At 65.1% G+C, this 14,076-nt stretch carries 16 protein-coding genes; 13 read left to right on the top strand and 3 right to left on the bottom strand.

From position 1 onward, the window contains the following. The first annotated feature begins 144 nt into the window (after window positions 1-144). From EXE63_RS12520 to EXE63_RS12480, 10 genes are all read left to right on the top strand, one after another. A complete protein-coding gene (locus EXE63_RS12520) occupies window positions 145-747 on the top strand; it encodes a TetR family transcriptional regulator (protein WP_168142232.1) in 603 nt (200 codons plus the stop codon). Window positions 748-812: 65 nt separating this feature from the next. Then, entirely contained in the window at window positions 813-1,505 is a 693-nt protein-coding gene (locus EXE63_RS12515) for a hypothetical protein (protein WP_168142231.1), read from the top strand. A gap of 410 nt (window positions 1,506-1,915) precedes the next feature. Continuing rightward, window positions 1,916-3,448: a nitric oxide reductase activation protein NorD gene (locus EXE63_RS12510; RefSeq protein WP_168142230.1), complete on the top strand. Its 1,533-nt coding sequence runs from the start codon at window positions 1,916-1,918 to the stop codon at window positions 3,446-3,448. Between the two features lie 13 nt (window positions 3,449-3,461). Continuing rightward, a complete protein-coding gene (locus EXE63_RS12505; RefSeq protein ID WP_168142229.1) occupies window positions 3,462-4,253 on the top strand; it encodes a CbbQ/NirQ/NorQ/GpvN family protein in 792 nt (263 codons plus the stop codon). 14 nt (window positions 4,254-4,267) lie between these two features. Then, window positions 4,268-4,399 carry a hypothetical protein gene (locus tag EXE63_RS33270; RefSeq protein WP_255419436.1) on the top strand — a complete coding sequence of 44 codons (132 nt, stop codon included), beginning with the start codon at window positions 4,268-4,270 and terminating at the stop codon, window positions 4,397-4,399. Further along, entirely contained in the window at window positions 4,396-5,085 is a 690-nt protein-coding gene (locus tag EXE63_RS12500) for a hypothetical protein (protein WP_372513111.1), read from the top strand. Before EXE63_RS33270 ends, EXE63_RS12500 begins: the two co-directional genes overlap by 4 nt. 81 nt (window positions 5,086-5,166) lie before the next feature. Beyond that, window positions 5,167-5,505, top strand: coding sequence for a hypothetical protein (locus EXE63_RS12495; protein WP_168145550.1), 339 nt, complete (start codon window positions 5,167-5,169; stop codon window positions 5,503-5,505). Window position 5,506: 1 nt separating this feature from the next. Then, the gene (locus tag EXE63_RS12490; RefSeq protein ID WP_168142228.1) at window positions 5,507-6,580 is read left to right on the top strand and encodes an NAD(P)H-dependent amine dehydrogenase family protein; all 1,074 of its coding nucleotides are present in this window, start codon (window positions 5,507-5,509) and stop codon (window positions 6,578-6,580) included. Then, complete coding sequence (locus tag EXE63_RS12485; RefSeq protein ID WP_168142227.1) at window positions 6,577-7,626, top strand: NAD(P)H-dependent amine dehydrogenase family protein; 1,050 nt, start codon at window positions 6,577-6,579, stop codon at window positions 7,624-7,626. The genes EXE63_RS12490 and EXE63_RS12485 overlap by 4 nt, the downstream gene beginning before the upstream one ends. A 53-nt stretch (window positions 7,627-7,679) precedes the next feature. Continuing rightward, window positions 7,680-8,804 carry a cytochrome P450 gene (locus tag EXE63_RS12480; protein ID WP_168145549.1) on the top strand — a complete coding sequence of 375 codons (1,125 nt, stop codon included), beginning with the start codon at window positions 7,680-7,682 and terminating at the stop codon, window positions 8,802-8,804. Here EXE63_RS12480 and EXE63_RS12475 read toward each other — a convergent pair. The 3 genes from EXE63_RS12475 to EXE63_RS12465 form a co-directional block, all read right to left on the bottom strand. Further along, the gene (locus tag EXE63_RS12475; protein ID WP_168142226.1) at window positions 8,795-9,547 is read right to left on the bottom strand and encodes an SDR family NAD(P)-dependent oxidoreductase; all 753 of its coding nucleotides are present in this window, start codon (window positions 9,545-9,547) and stop codon (window positions 8,795-8,797) included. The two genes, EXE63_RS12480 and EXE63_RS12475, sit on opposite strands and share 10 nt — an antisense overlap. Window positions 9,548-9,559: 12 nt before the next feature. Beyond that, on the bottom strand, window positions 9,560-10,573 hold the full coding sequence (locus tag EXE63_RS12470; protein WP_168142225.1) for an acetamidase/formamidase family protein: 1,014 nt from the start codon (window positions 10,571-10,573) through the stop codon (window positions 9,560-9,562). Window positions 10,574-10,649: 76 nt separating this feature from the next. After that, on the bottom strand, window positions 10,650-11,078 hold the full coding sequence (locus tag EXE63_RS12465) for a MarR family winged helix-turn-helix transcriptional regulator (RefSeq protein WP_168142224.1): 429 nt from the start codon (window positions 11,076-11,078) through the stop codon (window positions 10,650-10,652). Window positions 11,079-11,184: 106 nt separating this feature from the next. Here EXE63_RS12465 and EXE63_RS12460 point away from each other — a divergent pair, with 106 nt between their 5' ends. The 3 genes from EXE63_RS12460 to EXE63_RS12450 all read left to right on the top strand — a co-directional run bounded on the left by EXE63_RS12460 (window position 11,185) and on the right by EXE63_RS12450 (window position 14,075). Beyond that, window positions 11,185-12,261 carry a substrate-binding domain-containing protein gene (locus EXE63_RS12460; RefSeq protein WP_168142223.1) on the top strand — a complete coding sequence of 359 codons (1,077 nt, stop codon included), beginning with the start codon at window positions 11,185-11,187 and terminating at the stop codon, window positions 12,259-12,261. Between the two features lie 96 nt (window positions 12,262-12,357). Further along, a complete protein-coding gene (locus EXE63_RS12455) occupies window positions 12,358-12,981 on the top strand; it encodes an AmiS/UreI family transporter (RefSeq protein WP_168142222.1) in 624 nt (207 codons plus the stop codon). A gap of 56 nt (window positions 12,982-13,037) precedes the next feature. Further along, window positions 13,038-14,075 (top strand): aliphatic amidase, encoded by a 1,038-nt coding sequence (locus EXE63_RS12450; protein WP_168142221.1) that lies wholly within the window; start codon window positions 13,038-13,040, stop codon window positions 14,073-14,075. Window position 14,076: the final 1 nt, after the last annotated feature.

Below are 14,076 nucleotides of genomic sequence, written 5' to 3'. Positions count from 1 at the left end.
GCACGACGTGGTTTCAGCTGACTCAAGTCATTTCGAATACCCGCCTCGTCGAGTCGGCCGCGGCGGGCGGCCCAGGCGATATTGTCGGTGTCGGCGGCTTCGGACCACTCGGCGCCCCGGAGCGCGGACAGGGACGGAGCGAACATGGCGGTGGTGAACGGCCCCTCGGCGCGCGAGGCGAAGCGTCTGCAGACCCGCGAGCGACTGATGGGGGCCGCGGTCGCCGAGTTCAAGCGGTCCGGGATGGCCGAGGCCGATGTCGCCGCCATCGTGGCGGCCGCAGGGGTGGCCCATGGCACCTTCTTCTTCCATTTCCCCACCAAGGAGCACGTTCTCCTGGAACTGGAGAAGCGCGAAGAAGACCGGATGGCCAAGCAGTTCGGCCGATACCTCGAAAAGGGCCACGACCTGGAGTCCGCGCTGTCCGAGGCGGTGCGGCTGGTGCTGGGGCTGGAGCGCCGGTTGGGCGATGTCCTGTTCAAGGACTTCCTGGCGTTGCACTTCTCGCAGACGCGCCCGGATTCCGAGGACGGCGGTGACCACTCGCTGGTTCTGCTGCTGGCCCAGCGCATCGAGCGGGCCCGGTCCGAAGGGCAGGTGGATCCCGAGGTCCAGTCGATCAACAGTGCGGTGTTCTTCCTGCTGTGCCTCTACGCGCTGGCGATCACCACCAATGACCCCATGCGTCGCGACCTGCTCGACGATCTGGTCAAACGCACCATGCGGAGTGTCGCCGCCGCGGGATGAGCCGGCGGCATCCCGAGAGGCCGATCCTTGTTCGGCGGCCATTTGCATGACTAGAGTCAGTCAACATGCGATCGTCAGCCGCTTCGGCGACCCTGTCTCTGGACGAGCAGATGGAGGAGTCGCGGCTGGCTCAGCGCCAGGCGGACCGGTGGTTGATCAGCGGCAGCATCCTGATCGGCACTGCCGCGTTGGGCATCTTCGGTCTGCCGCTGTTTCTCCGGGGGGTGTGGCTGCTGCGCCGGGCGCAGCAGAACGGATTGTCGGTGCGGCCGATGATGGTCACCCTGCTCGGGTACCTGGTCATCATCGACGCGGCAATCAACACCGTCGGGTGGGCGCTCGACCTGATCGGTAACCACACGCTGCTGGCGAGGGTGCTGTTGAACGGCTGGGGCCACATGTTCGATGCCGGATACTTCTGGCATTTCAACGAACTCTGGGTCGGTGGGGCGTCCGGGCCGGGCGAGAAGGCGATGGAAGTCGGGATGATCCTCACGGTGTTCACCATGCGGATCGCGGCCGCGATCGGGTTCCTGCAGATGAAGCGCTGGGGTCAGCAGTGGATGATCGTCACGTGCTGGATGGGCGTGGTCATCTGGGTGCTCTATGTGTTCAACATGACGATGTTCGCCGACGTGCGGTTTGCGGGAACCATCTTCCCGGTCGTGGGGTGGTGGCTCTACGACATCTTCTACATCACCCCGTTTCTCGCGATCCCGTATCTGCATACCGTGAATCGCGAAATATTCACTGACTGATATCACCCGGCTGTCCGACTGGCTGGGCATCAAGCAGCTCATTCGGCGGCAGGCACGGATTTTCTATTGACCCAAGTCAGTCAGTGAAGTAGAAAAGGACCATCATGTCGCCAAAGGTGCAGCCGCCGCTGCGTCACGTGCACCGGCTTCGGGTGCCGGGGCTCACCACCACCGGCGATGACGGATCTCGAAACACCGTGCTCCACAGGCGGGTTTCCTCCGCCGCACGCGATGTGGGGATCCGATGAAACCGTCAACGAGGAGGTTCGACCGTGGACTATCTGTGGGAGGTCCTGCGCTACGTCGCGGCCTGGGGCGGCACCGGCCTGGTCATCTGGTTCTGGTACTGGATGTTCTCCAATATCGGCACCTTCTGAACCGAGCGCACGTGGGTGCGGGGGGAACCTTCCATGGCTGATCTCGACGACACGTCGGCGATGGCGCTGGAACGCAGCTGCTCGCTCACCGCTGTCGCACTGAGCGGTGAGCAGCGCGCGGGCGTTCGCCTTGTCACCGGAGCTCACCGCGGTTTCGGCCTGAACTCGTCGCGCACCTTCATCCACGTCCCCTACCCACAGCTCGGAGCCGACTGGACCCGGCGCTCCCTGACATGCGGTATCGCGCTGCAATGTTCGTCATCGAAGGACCGGGTCGGCGAATACCGGATCGACGAACTGTCCGCCCGCGAGCTACGTGCGCTGGCCCTCATCGAGGCGGGTGTCGCGCTGGGCTGGATCGCCTCTCGCTGGCCCGGGCTGATGCCCGAATGTCGCCGGCTGCTGCCCGAACTGGAGCCGGGCGACCCCCAGCTGGATGCCCACACGATGATCAGCCGCGCGATCGAACTGGCCCGCAGCGCCGACGGGCTGAGCATCCACCCACTGCTGGGACGGTTGCCCGCGATCTACACGACGCCGACAGGCCCGGTCGACAAGCTGCGGCGGCAGTTCGGCAGGATGCCGTGGACCACCACGCAGCAACGGATGCCCCGGCCCTACTCGGTGCCGGTGGGCGGTGACGGCGGCGTGCGCAATCCCAATCTGCCGCCACCGAGCCGGCCACAGGACAACGATATGGATGTCACCCCCGAGCACCGGCCCGGTATCCCGTACTCGGAGTGGAACGCCTGGACGAAACGCTTCCTGCCCGATCATGTGGCGGTCCTGGAACTGGCCCGCGACCGCCGTGTCGACCCCGCGAAAACGGACTCGGTCGATCTACGCAAGTGGTTCCAGGAGAACACCCACCGCGCCATGATCGGTCGCCTGGAGGACGGCTCGGACCTCGATATCGACCAGTACGTGCGCCATTTCGTCGATCTGCGCACCGGTGAAGCGGCCGAGCCGCGCCTGTTCCGGGAACTGCTGCCCACGCACCGTGATGTCAGCACCGCGCTGCTGCTGGACGGCAGCTCATCGCTGGGGGTGCACGGTGGCAGGGTGTTCCGGCTGGAACTGGCCTGCGCCGATGCGTTGTCGCGGGCGATGACCCAGGCCCGGGAACGCCACGGCATCTTCGTGTTCACCGGCAACACCCGCCATCGCGTGGAAGTGCGCTGCCTCAAGGACTTCCCGGAGGCACGGTTCGTCCCGCCCAGCGGCCTGGGACTGTCCACCGGCGGCTACACCCGCCTCGGTGCACCCATCCGTCACCTGACCGCCCGACTGCTCGCGCAACCCTCGGAACGGCGGCTGCTCATCATCGTCGGGGACGGGATGATCTCCGATGAGGGTTACGAGGGCCGCTACGCATGGTCGGATGCCGCGCATGCGGTCGAGGAGGCCAACGAGGCGGGCGTGAGCGTCTATTACGTCGGTGTCGGGCCGGCCCGGGTCGACCCGCTGCCCGAGGTATTCGGACCGAAACGCTCACAACGTATCCGGCGGATCGAAGAGCTGCCCCGGGTACTCGCACACGTACACCGGGAGCTGGTCAGCGCATGACATCAGGAGTCAGATGAGTAGCGAGACATACTATTCCAGCGGCAACGAGGTGCAGCTCTTCGAACAGGCATTCACCCGCAAGATCCCGGTCATGCTCACCGGGCCGACCGGGTGCGGTAAGACCCGCCTCGTCGAACACATGGGATCACTGCTCGGCCGACCAGTCGTCACCATCAGCTGTCACGACGACCTGACCAGCTCCGATCTCGTCGGCCGCTTCATGGTCACCGGCGGCGACGTGATCTGGACCGACGGGCCACTCACCAGAGCCGTCAAGACCGGGGCCATCTGCTACCTCGACGAGGTCGTCGAGGCGCGCCACGACTCGCTGGCCATCCTGCACTCGCTGACCGACCACCGCCGCACCCTGTATCTGGATCGCGCGGACGAAGTCGTCACGGCACCGGAGGAATTCATGCTGGTGTGCTCCTACAACCCCGCCTACCGCAGCTCACTGAAGGAGCTCAAGCCGTCCTTCCGGCAGCGGTTCGCCACCCTGCCGATGAACTATCTACCACCGGAGCGGGAGGCCGAAGCCGTCGTTTCCGAGACCGGTATCGACGTGGCGGCCGCCCGGCGGCTCGTCAACTGCGCCAACGCCATCCGCACCGCCGATGAGGCCTTCCACTTCGAGCCGCCGTCGACGCGGGTGCTCGTCACCGCCGCCCAATTGATCGCCGCCGGTGCCGGCGAGTTGGAGGCCGCCGAAGCGTGCATCCTCGCACCACTGAGCACCGACGGAGCCATCAATGAGGGGCTCCGGGAGATCGCGGCGGCCGGGCTACTGGCCACCGACACACTCTGAGAAGGGATTTCACCATGGTCGATCAGAAAGAGAAGAAGCGCAAGCGGGCGCTCATCGTGTTCCAGATCGCCATCTACGGCTACCTGCTCACGATGTTCCTCATCCAGCTCTACATGTCATTCGAACGCGGTTGGTGGTATCTGTGAGCCTGGCTGTAGGAGGTTCCGTCAGCCTGGAGGACCACGGCGAGGAGTCCCGGCTCGCTCAGCGACGAGCCGACAAATGGATGATCGTCGGTGCCGCCCTCATGGGCATGTGGGTGCCGGGATTGATCGGCTTCCCGATCTTCATGCGTGGCGTGTGGCTGCAACGACAGGCGGCGCGCGCCGGACTGTCGGTGCGCCCGATGATCGTCACCTTGATCGGCTACCTGGTGCTGATCGACGGAATGCTCAACAGCCTGGGCTGGGCGCTGGACCTGGTCGCCAATCACACCCTGATCAACCGGGTCCTGATGGTCGGCTGGGGCCACATGTTCGACGCCGGATACTTCTGGCACTACAACGAACTCTGGATCGGCGGCGCCGCGGGACCCGGTGAGAAGGCCATGGTGGCAGGCATGATCATCACGGTCTTCGCCATGCGGTGCGCCGCCGCCATCGGATTCCTGCAGATGAAGCGCTGGGGCCACCAGTGGATGATCGTCACCTGCTGGATGGGCGTGGTGATCTGGACCGTCTACGTCTTCAACATGACGATGTTCGCCGATGTCCGGTTCGCGGGCGTCATCTTCCCGGTCATCGGTTGGTGGCTCTACGACATCTTCTACATCACCCCGTTCCTCGCGATCCCGTACCTGCACACGGTGAATCGCGAGATCTTCACGGACTGAAGGAGCGACACCGTGACAACACCGCAAGCCGAAACTACCGCCGAGGATCTGCCGCCGGGCACCACGCCCTATTACGCGCGGATGCACAGGTACATCAAGCGTGCCGTGCTGGTCTGCCTGATCGCGCTGGTTCTAGAGGGAGCCTTCACGCTGCCGTTCATGGCGGTCTACTACGGCTACCCGACGCTGAGCCTCACCCAGATCTGCAGCGAACTTCTCAAGGTGCGCTACTCCGATGACGCCCTGGAGTGCAAGTTCCCCTACCCGCCGCTGGGGCCGCCGGAAGGCGCCGAGGGCAAGGACACCGCCCGGGATGTCTGGGGAATACAGCCCATCCCGCAGTACGACCGGCTCGGATTCCGGGAATTGGTCGACCGCTACGAGGCACGCCAGGCCCGGATCGCCGAACAGGGCGGCTGAGATGGGCGCGAAACTGCGGGTGATCCAGTGGGCCACCGGCAATGTCGGCACCCACGCGTTGGCCGCAGTGCACGAGCATCCCGATCTCGAACTCGTCGGTGCCCGGGTGTACAACGAGGCGAAGGCAGGCCGCGATATCGGCGATGTCGCCGGAATCGGTGAGACCGGCGTCCTGGCCACCACCGATGTCGACGAGATCCTCGCGCTCGACGCCGACTGCGTGCTCTATATGGCCGAGGGTGAGTGGAATCCTCCCGCCGCGCTGGGCGATATCTGCCGGCTGCTGGCCTCCGGCAAGAACGTGGTGTCCACCGCGGTCACCGCGTGGATTTACCCGCAGAGCGCCGGCGACGATGTGGTGCAGCGCCTGGAGACAGCCTGCCAGGAGGGCCAGAGTTCGTTCCATGCCACCGGAATTGAGCCGGGCTGGGCGGCAGAGGTGCTCCCGCTGACGATGTCCGGACTGTTCCGGCACATCGACTCGCTGTTGGTGCAGGAGCTGATGGACTACTCCACCTACAACGTGCCGTTCGTATTGTTCGATGTGATGGGCTTCGGTAAACCACCCGATGAGCGGGTGCCGATGGACGAGGCGGCGATCGGCGGCCTGTCCTTCAAAGCGCCGCTCATGCTGCTGGCGGAGGGCCTGGGCGCCACGATCGACGACTACATCTGGGAGCGCGAGGTGGCGGTCACCGACACGCCGATCGATATCAAGGCAGGTCGCATCGAGGCGGGAACCGTTTCCGCGCAGCGCTTCTCCTATACCGCTGTGATCGAAGGCAGGCGGGCACTGACCGTCGAACACATCACTCGACTCGGCGCCGACCAGGCACCGGACTGGCCGAACGGGCGGGGCTGGAAGGTGACCGTCGAGGGGTTGCCGTCGATGGTGCTGGAATCGCGGATAGCCATCCACGACGAGGATGACACCGATCAGGGTTGTCTGGGCACCGCGATGCATGCCGTCCACGCGATCGCTCCGGTGTGTGCCGCCGCGCCGGGGATCCGCACGTTCCTTGATCTGCCCACCATTGTGGGCCGCGGTGTGCTGTCGAAAGGGCTGGGGCGATGAGCTATCGGGTGATCCAGTGGATGACCGGCGATGTCGGACAGGTCGGTGTGCGGCATTTCGCCGACAACCCGGTGTTCGACCTGGTCGGGGTGCTGGTGCATTCCGCGGAGAAGGTGGGTATGGACGCCGGCGAGATCGTCGGCATCGGGCCCACCGGAGTCATGGCCACCGACGATGTCGACGCCATCCTTGCCCTCGATGCCGACTGCGTGTTCTACACCCCGATCATCATGGACGTCGCCACCGTCTGCCGAATACTGCGCTCCGGCAAGAACGTCGTCACCACCAGTGGGTTCTTCTATCCGTCACCGGATTTCGCGGTTCCCGGCGAACAGATAAGCGCCGCGTGCACCGACGGTGGCACCTCGTTTCATGGCGGCGGCATCCACCCCGGATTTGCCGGAGATGTCCTTCCGCTCACCTTGGCCCGGGTGATGAGCAGGATCGACAGCATCCAGGTCTACGAGGTCGTCGACGTCATCAAGGATGCGCCACTGGACCATATCGACTGGATGGGGTTCGGCAAGGACAAGGACACGTTCCTCGCCGAGCCGACGATTCTCGGGCTCGGACTGCCGTTCTTCGCGCAGTCGATGTACATGATCGCCGACGGCCTCGGTGTCACCATCGACGAGGTGACGGCCGCCGAGATCGAGGTCGCGACGGCGTGCGACACCATCGCGCACGACGAGGGTGCGATCGCGGTCGGCACGGTCGCCGCGCAGCGACACGAATGGACGGCGTGGGTGAACGGCCGGCCACTCATCGTCTTCCACGCCATCTATGTCACCGCGGGTCCGGACAAACTCGATCCGCCGTGGGACTGGGGCGAGACCCGCTACGAGATCGTCATCGACGGGGATCCGCCGACCGAACTGACCCTCAAGGGGGTCACCAGGACCGACGGGGCAATGACCCATCCGGGCTATGACTGGACCGCGATGGGGGCCATCAACACCATTCCCGCCGTCTGTGACGCCACACCCGGCTGGGTCACCCATCTGGACCTGGGACTGGTCCGGCCGCGTGGACTGGTCCGGCCGTGACCGATACGCAGGAGTATCTGGAGCTTCCACACATCCGGTACGAAGATCTCCCGATGACGCGCGATCGCGGGGTGGGGTGGTCGGCGCTGCGCAGCCTCGGCCCCGTCGTGCGCGGTGATGGTTGGTATTACCTGACCCGGCGCGAGGATGTGCTCGGCGCCTTGCGCAGTCCGGAGGTCTTCTCGTCCGGCATCGCCTATGACGACATGATCAGCCCGGTCCCGCTGGTGCCGCTCGGTTTCGATCCCCCGGAGCACACCCGGTACCGGCGCATCCTGCACCAGTACTTCAGCCCACAGACCCTCGGCCCACTCCTGCCGTCCCTGCAGGCCCAGGCCAGGAAGATCATCGAACAGATCGCCGAGCGGGATGAATGCGAGGTGATGGCCGATCTGGCGACCCCGTACCCGTCACAGGTATTCCTCACCCTGTTCGGACTCCCGCTACAGGACCGGGCGAGGCTGGTCGGGTGGAAGGACGCGATCATCGCGCTCAGCCTCACCGCCGACCCGTCCAGCGTCGATCTCACCCCGGCGGTCGAGCTGTACACGTACCTGACCGAATCCGTGGCCCAGCAACGGGATCAACCATGCGCGGGCATTCTGTCGGACCTGCTACATGCGGACGAACCGCTCACTGACAACGAGGCGGTCGGGCTGTCCATGGTGTTTGTGCTCGCCGGTCTGGACACGGTCACCGCTACCATCGGCGCGGCCATGGTCGAACTGGCGCGCCGGCCTGAGCTTCGACGCTCGCTCCGGCAAAACCCCGACGAGGTGGCGGTGTTCGTGGAGGAGATGATCCGGCTGGAACCGGCGGCACCCGTGCTGGGGCGTGTGACAACCCGGCCGGTGACCGTCGCGGGTGTGACGCTTCCGGCCGGCGCCGACGTCCGGTTGTGTATAGCGGCGATCAACCGCGATGGCAGCGACGGCTGTTCGGTCGATGACTTCGTGCTGGACGGAAAGCTGCACAAGCACTGGGGTTTCGGCGGCGGACCGCACCGTTGCCTCGGGTCGCACCTGGCTCGGATGGAACTCAAGCTGGTCGTCACCGAGTGGCTGGCCCGCATTCCGGACTTTCGTCTGCCGCCCGGCTACATCCCGGAAATCACCTGGCCGTCCCCGACCTGCAGCCTGCCGCGGCTGCCGTTGTTGCTGGGGCCTGCTCAGAACTGAACGCCGCGGGTCAGGGCGCCGTCGACGAGCAGGTTCGTCCCGGTGATGAAGCTCGCCGCCCCACTGGACAGGAACACCACCGCGTTGGCGACCTCCTGTGGGGTGGCCATTCGGCCGGTGGGGTTGAGCGCCAGGGCGGTGGCGAACAGTTCCGGGTTGTTCTGTTCGATGGACGGCCACACCCCACCGGGAAAGTAGGTGTTCCCCGGGCTGACAGTGTTGGCGCGCACACCCTTTCCGGCGAGCTGATAGGCCAGCCCCTGCGTGTAGTGGATGATGGCGGCCTTCATCGTCCCGTACGGGCCCGCCGCGAAGTCCACCTCCCGGCCGGAGACGCTGGAGATCGTCACGATCGACCCGGCGCCGGAGGCCTCCAGATACGGCAGTGCGGCGTCTACGAGGCCGACGGTGCCCATCAGGTCCACCTCGAAGGTGGTGCGCCAGTTCTCCGCCGACTCCGGGATGGCGAGCGCGCTGACGTTGGCCACCACGCCGTCCAGGCCGCCGAACGTCTCGGCGGTGGCATTCACCCACGCCGCCAGCGTCGCGGTGGCGCCCACGTCGACCGCCGACCCCAGCGCGGCGTCGCCCAGTTCCTTCTGCGCCTGCGCCACATCCTCGGAGGTTCGCGCGCAGAAGGCGACCTTGGCGCCCTCGGCGATCAACCCTTCCACCACCGCCCGTCCGATGCCGCGGGTACCGCCGGTGACCGCGAAGCGTTTACCGGTGAGTCCGAGATCCATGTTGAGCCTTCCCTAGTACGTGATGGTTCCAAATGATCTTGCCGCGGAACGTAGTTCGTCGTGTACGCCGCCGTAGGCGGCCGCGCTGGGCAGCAGGCGCTTGTCGATCTTGGTCACCGCGCTGTAATTGGTGTCCACCACGTTGGCGATCGGCGCCAACGAGATCTGGGTGAGCAACTGGTAGGCGTCGAGCCGGTCTAGTCCGTACAACTCGCCCAGCCAAGTGATCATCTCGACCTGTCCGGCCCGCCAGGCCTCCTCCAGCGGACGGCCGGACCCGATGCACATCAGGTGGGTGTCGGTCTCCAGCCGTGGCCAGGCTGGTCCACCGCCCTTGACGAGTTCGACGATCGCGGTCACGTTCATCGCACCCTCCACGGCGGTGCCGCACGACTCACCCTCACCCTGGCGGTAGTGCCCGTCGCCGAGGGAGAACAGGGCGCCGGGCACATTCACCCGCAGATAACAGGTGGCGCCCACGGTCATCTCGGGGGTGTCCATGTTGCCGCCGAACACATCGGGTACCAGCGAGGTGCGCACCTCGCGGCGAGCCGGGGCAACGCCGACGGTGCCGAGCATCGGGTTGGCGGGTAGCGCCACCTCGAAATTGCTACCCTTTGCCGAGAAGCCGACAGTCTTTGTCGTCGAGTCGTATTCGTAGATCCAGGTGCGCTCGGGCAGTGGTTCCTGCAGTGTCGGGCTCACCGGCACGCTGGTGAGCCCGCCGAAGAACGGGATCAGGGTCGATGCGCCCCAGCTGCGCGCCGGCGTCAGATCCACCAGGTGCACGGCCAGGGTGTCGCCGGGTTCGGCGCCTTCGATCCAGAACGGCCCGGTCTGAGGATTGAGGTCCTCCGTGTCCAGCGCACTGCTGGCCACATCGTCCGCACTGGTGATACGTCCACCGTAGGCGTCCTCGGTCCACAGGGTGAGTACCGTCGGCGCCGTGATCCGCATGACCGGGTCGGCGCCCCCGAAGGTGAACGCGAACTGCTCGGGCGACGGGACGAAGGTGACGTGGTCCATCACGTCATCCTTGTCGCAACCCGCCGTTGCCGCCACACTTGTGGTGAAAACGGTTGTTGAGCAGAGAAAGTCGACGTCAGGGTTTGTCAGCGTGGTGTGCGGCGATGCCGCCACGTATTTCGTCGGCATGGTCATCCAGCCAGGACTGCTCCACGGCCTCGACGGCAGGCTGCAACTCGGCGTGAAGCGCAACTCCCCGCGTGCTGACGTACACCCGTACCTTGCGGCGGTCGAACTTGTCGACCTCGCGATACGCCAGTGACCGTGACACCAGTTTGTCGACCACCCGCGTCTGCGTCGGGCCTGCAATCATCGTCGCCGACTGCAAGTCGGCCATGGTGAGGCCGTCGGAGCCGGCGAGGACATCGATGACAAGCCAGTGATCGATTCCCAGATCGGCGCGTTGAAGTTCGGCTTCGAGGTCGCTACCGAGCCGGCGTGCCGCGCGGAGCATCGCGACCGCCACCGAACTACCCGTTCGGCCGCCGAGCGCCGGACCCGACATGACAAACATCTCCTTGCGCCTTGCCGACCGCGCCCACGGCGCGCAATACTTCCAATTGGAAACGATAGCAGTTGATCGGCTCGATGGCACAGGTGAGGACAGGCGGATGGCGGGCTCGTACCCGGCAGGTACCGACGCCGAGCGGTGGCGATTGGCCATGGTCGTTCCCCTGCAGGGGCCGGGAGGAGTTTTCGGGCCCTCGTGTGAGGCGGTAAGCCAGCTCGTTGCCCACGATCTGAACGCAGCCGGAGGGGTTCTCGGTCGCGAGGTCGCCATCGAGGTCGTGGACGGTGGCGCGGAGCCCGACATCGTCGCGGGTCGGATAAGTGAACTCGTCTCCAAGGGGCACATCGACGCGGTCAGCGGCTGGCACATCTCCTCGGTTCGAAACGCCCTGGCGCCCGTGATTGCTGCCCGCGTCCCTTACGCGTACCCGGCGTTGTACGAGGGTGGCGAGGATCGTCGCGACATCTACTGCTGCGGCGAGACCCCGGATGGTCAGATCGCGCCGGCGCTGCGCTGGCTGCGGGACAACCTCGGCATCCGGCGGTGGTTCATCGTCGGCGACGACTATGTGTGGCCGCGATCCTCGATGGCATCTGTGCGGCGATACGCCGGTGAGCTGAACCTGGACATCGTCGGTGGACGGTTCGTCGACCTGGGCAGCGCCGACATGGCAGAGGTGGTTCGGGCTGCGCTCCGCTCGGGTTGCGACGCCGTGCTGATGCTGCTGGTCGGCCATGATGCGGTGGAGTTCAACCGTGCCTGCGCGGCGCAAGGCGCAGACGAGTCGTTTGTGCGATTCAGTCCGCTGATGGACGAAAGTATGTTGCTGGCCAGTGGCGACGAGGCCACCCGCCGATTGTTCGTCGCGGCCTCGTACTTTCGATCGATGGTCGGAGCCGGCTCGATGGAACTTCTCGACCGCTACATAGACCTGCATGGTCCAGGAGCACCGCCACTCAGTGGAATAGCCGAATCGTGTTATGAGGGACCGCAGTTGCTCGCCAATCTGATCCATCGAGCCGGCCGGTTGACGGATTTGGCGCCGGCGGAGGGCATGGCTTACGAGAGCCCTCGGGGCACGGTGGAGTTTCACCCGGATTTCACGGTGCAGCCGGTGCATCTGGCCGTCGCCGATGGATTCGATTTCGACGTGCTCACCACACTTGCTCGGCACTGACGCTGTGAGGTAGGCGTTTTCGCCCTTGACAGTGTGGCGTCCCTCACTTAGTTTCATTTGGAGATAACCCAAATGAAATCAAATGGGAGGCGCCCGGTGAACAACGTCGGATTGCTCTACGTCGGCGCGGTGCTCTTCGTCAACGGACTCATGCTCCTCGGCCGGGTGCCTGCACGGTCGGCGGCGGTACTCAACCTGTTCGTCGGCGGGCTTCAATGCGTCGTGCCCACGGTGATGCTCATCCAGAACCCGGGCGACACGGGTACGCTGCTCGCAGCCTCCGGGCTGTACCTCTTCGGATTCACCTATCTCTACGTCGGCATCGTCAACCTCACCGGTCTGGAACCCGAAGGGCTGGGTTGGTTCTCGCTGTTCGTGTCCGGCGCGGCGGTGGTGTATTCGGTGCTGTCCTTCACGCTTTCCGCCGATCCCGTGTTCGGCGTCATCTGGCTGTCATGGGCAGTCCTGTGGTTCCTGTTTTTCCTGGTGCTCGGCCTACGTCGGGACGAACTGACCCGTTTCACGGGCTGGGCGGTCACCCTTCTGAGCCTCCCTACGTGTGCGCTGCCGGCGTTTCTCGCGCTCACCGGGAGTTACCGGACGTCGGGCACAATCGCCGCGGGATGGGCTGTCGGCCTCGCGGCGCTCCTCGTCCTGGCCAAGTTCCTCAGTTCCACCTCCCGGGAGACATCGTCGGTGGCCCGGCCGGCCTACGGCTGATCTCACAGAACCCCCTGTTCCCCAATCTGTTCCGCACCGTCTAAAAGGAGAAAACCATGCGTCACGGCGACATCTCATCCAGTCCCGACACCGTTGGAGTGGCGGTCGTGAACTACAAAATGCCCAGACTCCACAACAAGGACGAAGTCCTCGACAACGCCCGCAAGATCGCTGACATGGTCATCGGCATGAAGTCCGGCTTGCCCGGAATGGATCTGGTTGTCTTTCCCGAGTATTCGACTCAGGGCATCATGTATGACCCCGACGAGATGTACGCCACCGCCGCGAGCATTCCGGGTGATGAGACCGATATCTTCGCCGCCGCGTGCCGCAAGGCGAAGACCTGGGGTGTCTTCTCCATCACCGGCGAACGACACGAGGATCATCCGAACAAGCCGCCGTATAACACCTTGGTGCTCATCGACGACACCGGCGAGATCGTGCAGAAGTACCGGAAGATCCTGCCGTGGTGCCCCATCGAGGGTTGGTACCCCGGCGACACGACGTATGTCACCCAGGGCCCCAAGGGCATGAAGATCTCACTGATCATCTGCGATGACGGCAACTATCCGGAAATCTGGCGCGATTGCGCGATGAAGGGCGCCGAACTGATCGTCCGATGCCAGGGCTACATGTACCCGGCCAAGGACCAGCAGGTCCTGATGGCCAAGGCCATGGCGTGGGCGAACAATTGCTATGTGGCGGTGGCCAATGCGGCCGGGTTCGACGGCGTCTACTCGTATTTCGGGCACTCGGCGGTCATCGGTTTCGACGGTCGCACGCTGGGCGAGACCGGCGAGGAAGAGTACGGCATTCAGTTCGCGCAGCTGTCGTTGTCGGCGATCCGTGACGCACGGCAGAACGATCAGTCGCAGAATCACCTCTTCAAACTCCTGCATCGCGGCTACACGGGCGTGCATGCGGCCGGCGACGGTGACAAAGGCGTGGCCGACTGCCCCTTTGAGTTCTACAAGCTCTGGGTCACCGACGCGCAGAAGGCGCAGGAGGTCGTCGAATCCATCACTCGCGACACCGTGGGTGTTGCCGACTGTCGGGTGGGCACCCTGCCGGTCGAGCACACCGCCGAGGCATAAG

The sequence above is a fragment of the Mycolicibacterium frederiksbergense genome, assembly GCF_012223425.1.
GTDB lineage: Bacteria > Actinomycetota > Actinomycetes > Mycobacteriales > Mycobacteriaceae > Mycobacterium > Mycobacterium frederiksbergense.
Note: the sequence above shows the minus strand (reverse complement) of the source record. Positions and strands in the feature narration are given on the sequence as shown.

Excerpts from the sequence above, each read along its gene's own strand:
- EXE63_RS12485 (WP_168142227.1), top strand. The coding sequence starts at position 6,577 with ATGAGCTATCGGGTGATCCAGTGGATGACCGGCGATGTCGGACAGGTC.
- EXE63_RS12465 (WP_168142224.1), bottom strand. The coding sequence starts at position 11,078 with ATGTCGGGTCCGGCGCTCGGCGGCCGAACGGGTAGTTCGGTGGCGGTC.
- EXE63_RS33270 (WP_255419436.1), top strand. The coding sequence starts at position 4,268 with ATGGTCGATCAGAAAGAGAAGAAGCGCAAGCGGGCGCTCATCGTGTTC.
- EXE63_RS12480 (WP_168145549.1), top strand. The coding sequence starts at position 7,680 with ATGACGCGCGATCGCGGGGTGGGGTGGTCGGCGCTGCGCAGCCTCGGC.
- EXE63_RS12515 (WP_168142231.1), top strand. The coding sequence starts at position 813 with ATGCGATCGTCAGCCGCTTCGGCGACCCTGTCTCTGGACGAGCAGATG.
- EXE63_RS12520 (WP_168142232.1), top strand. The coding sequence starts at position 145 with ATGGCGGTGGTGAACGGCCCCTCGGCGCGCGAGGCGAAGCGTCTGCAG.
- EXE63_RS12460 (WP_168142223.1), top strand. The coding sequence starts at position 11,185 with ATGGCGGGCTCGTACCCGGCAGGTACCGACGCCGAGCGGTGGCGATTG.
- EXE63_RS12505 (WP_168142229.1), top strand. The coding sequence starts at position 3,462 with ATGAGTAGCGAGACATACTATTCCAGCGGCAACGAGGTGCAGCTCTTC.
- EXE63_RS12475 (WP_168142226.1), bottom strand. The coding sequence starts at position 9,547 with ATGGATCTCGGACTCACCGGTAAACGCTTCGCGGTCACCGGCGGTACC.
- EXE63_RS12470 (WP_168142225.1), bottom strand. The coding sequence starts at position 10,573 with ATGGACCACGTCACCTTCGTCCCGTCGCCCGAGCAGTTCGCGTTCACC.
- EXE63_RS12495 (WP_168145550.1), top strand. The coding sequence starts at position 5,167 with ATGCACAGGTACATCAAGCGTGCCGTGCTGGTCTGCCTGATCGCGCTG.
- EXE63_RS12510 (WP_168142230.1), top strand. The coding sequence starts at position 1,916 with ATGGCTGATCTCGACGACACGTCGGCGATGGCGCTGGAACGCAGCTGC.
- EXE63_RS12490 (WP_168142228.1), top strand. The coding sequence starts at position 5,507 with ATGGGCGCGAAACTGCGGGTGATCCAGTGGGCCACCGGCAATGTCGGC.
- EXE63_RS12450 (WP_168142221.1), top strand. The coding sequence starts at position 13,038 with ATGCGTCACGGCGACATCTCATCCAGTCCCGACACCGTTGGAGTGGCG.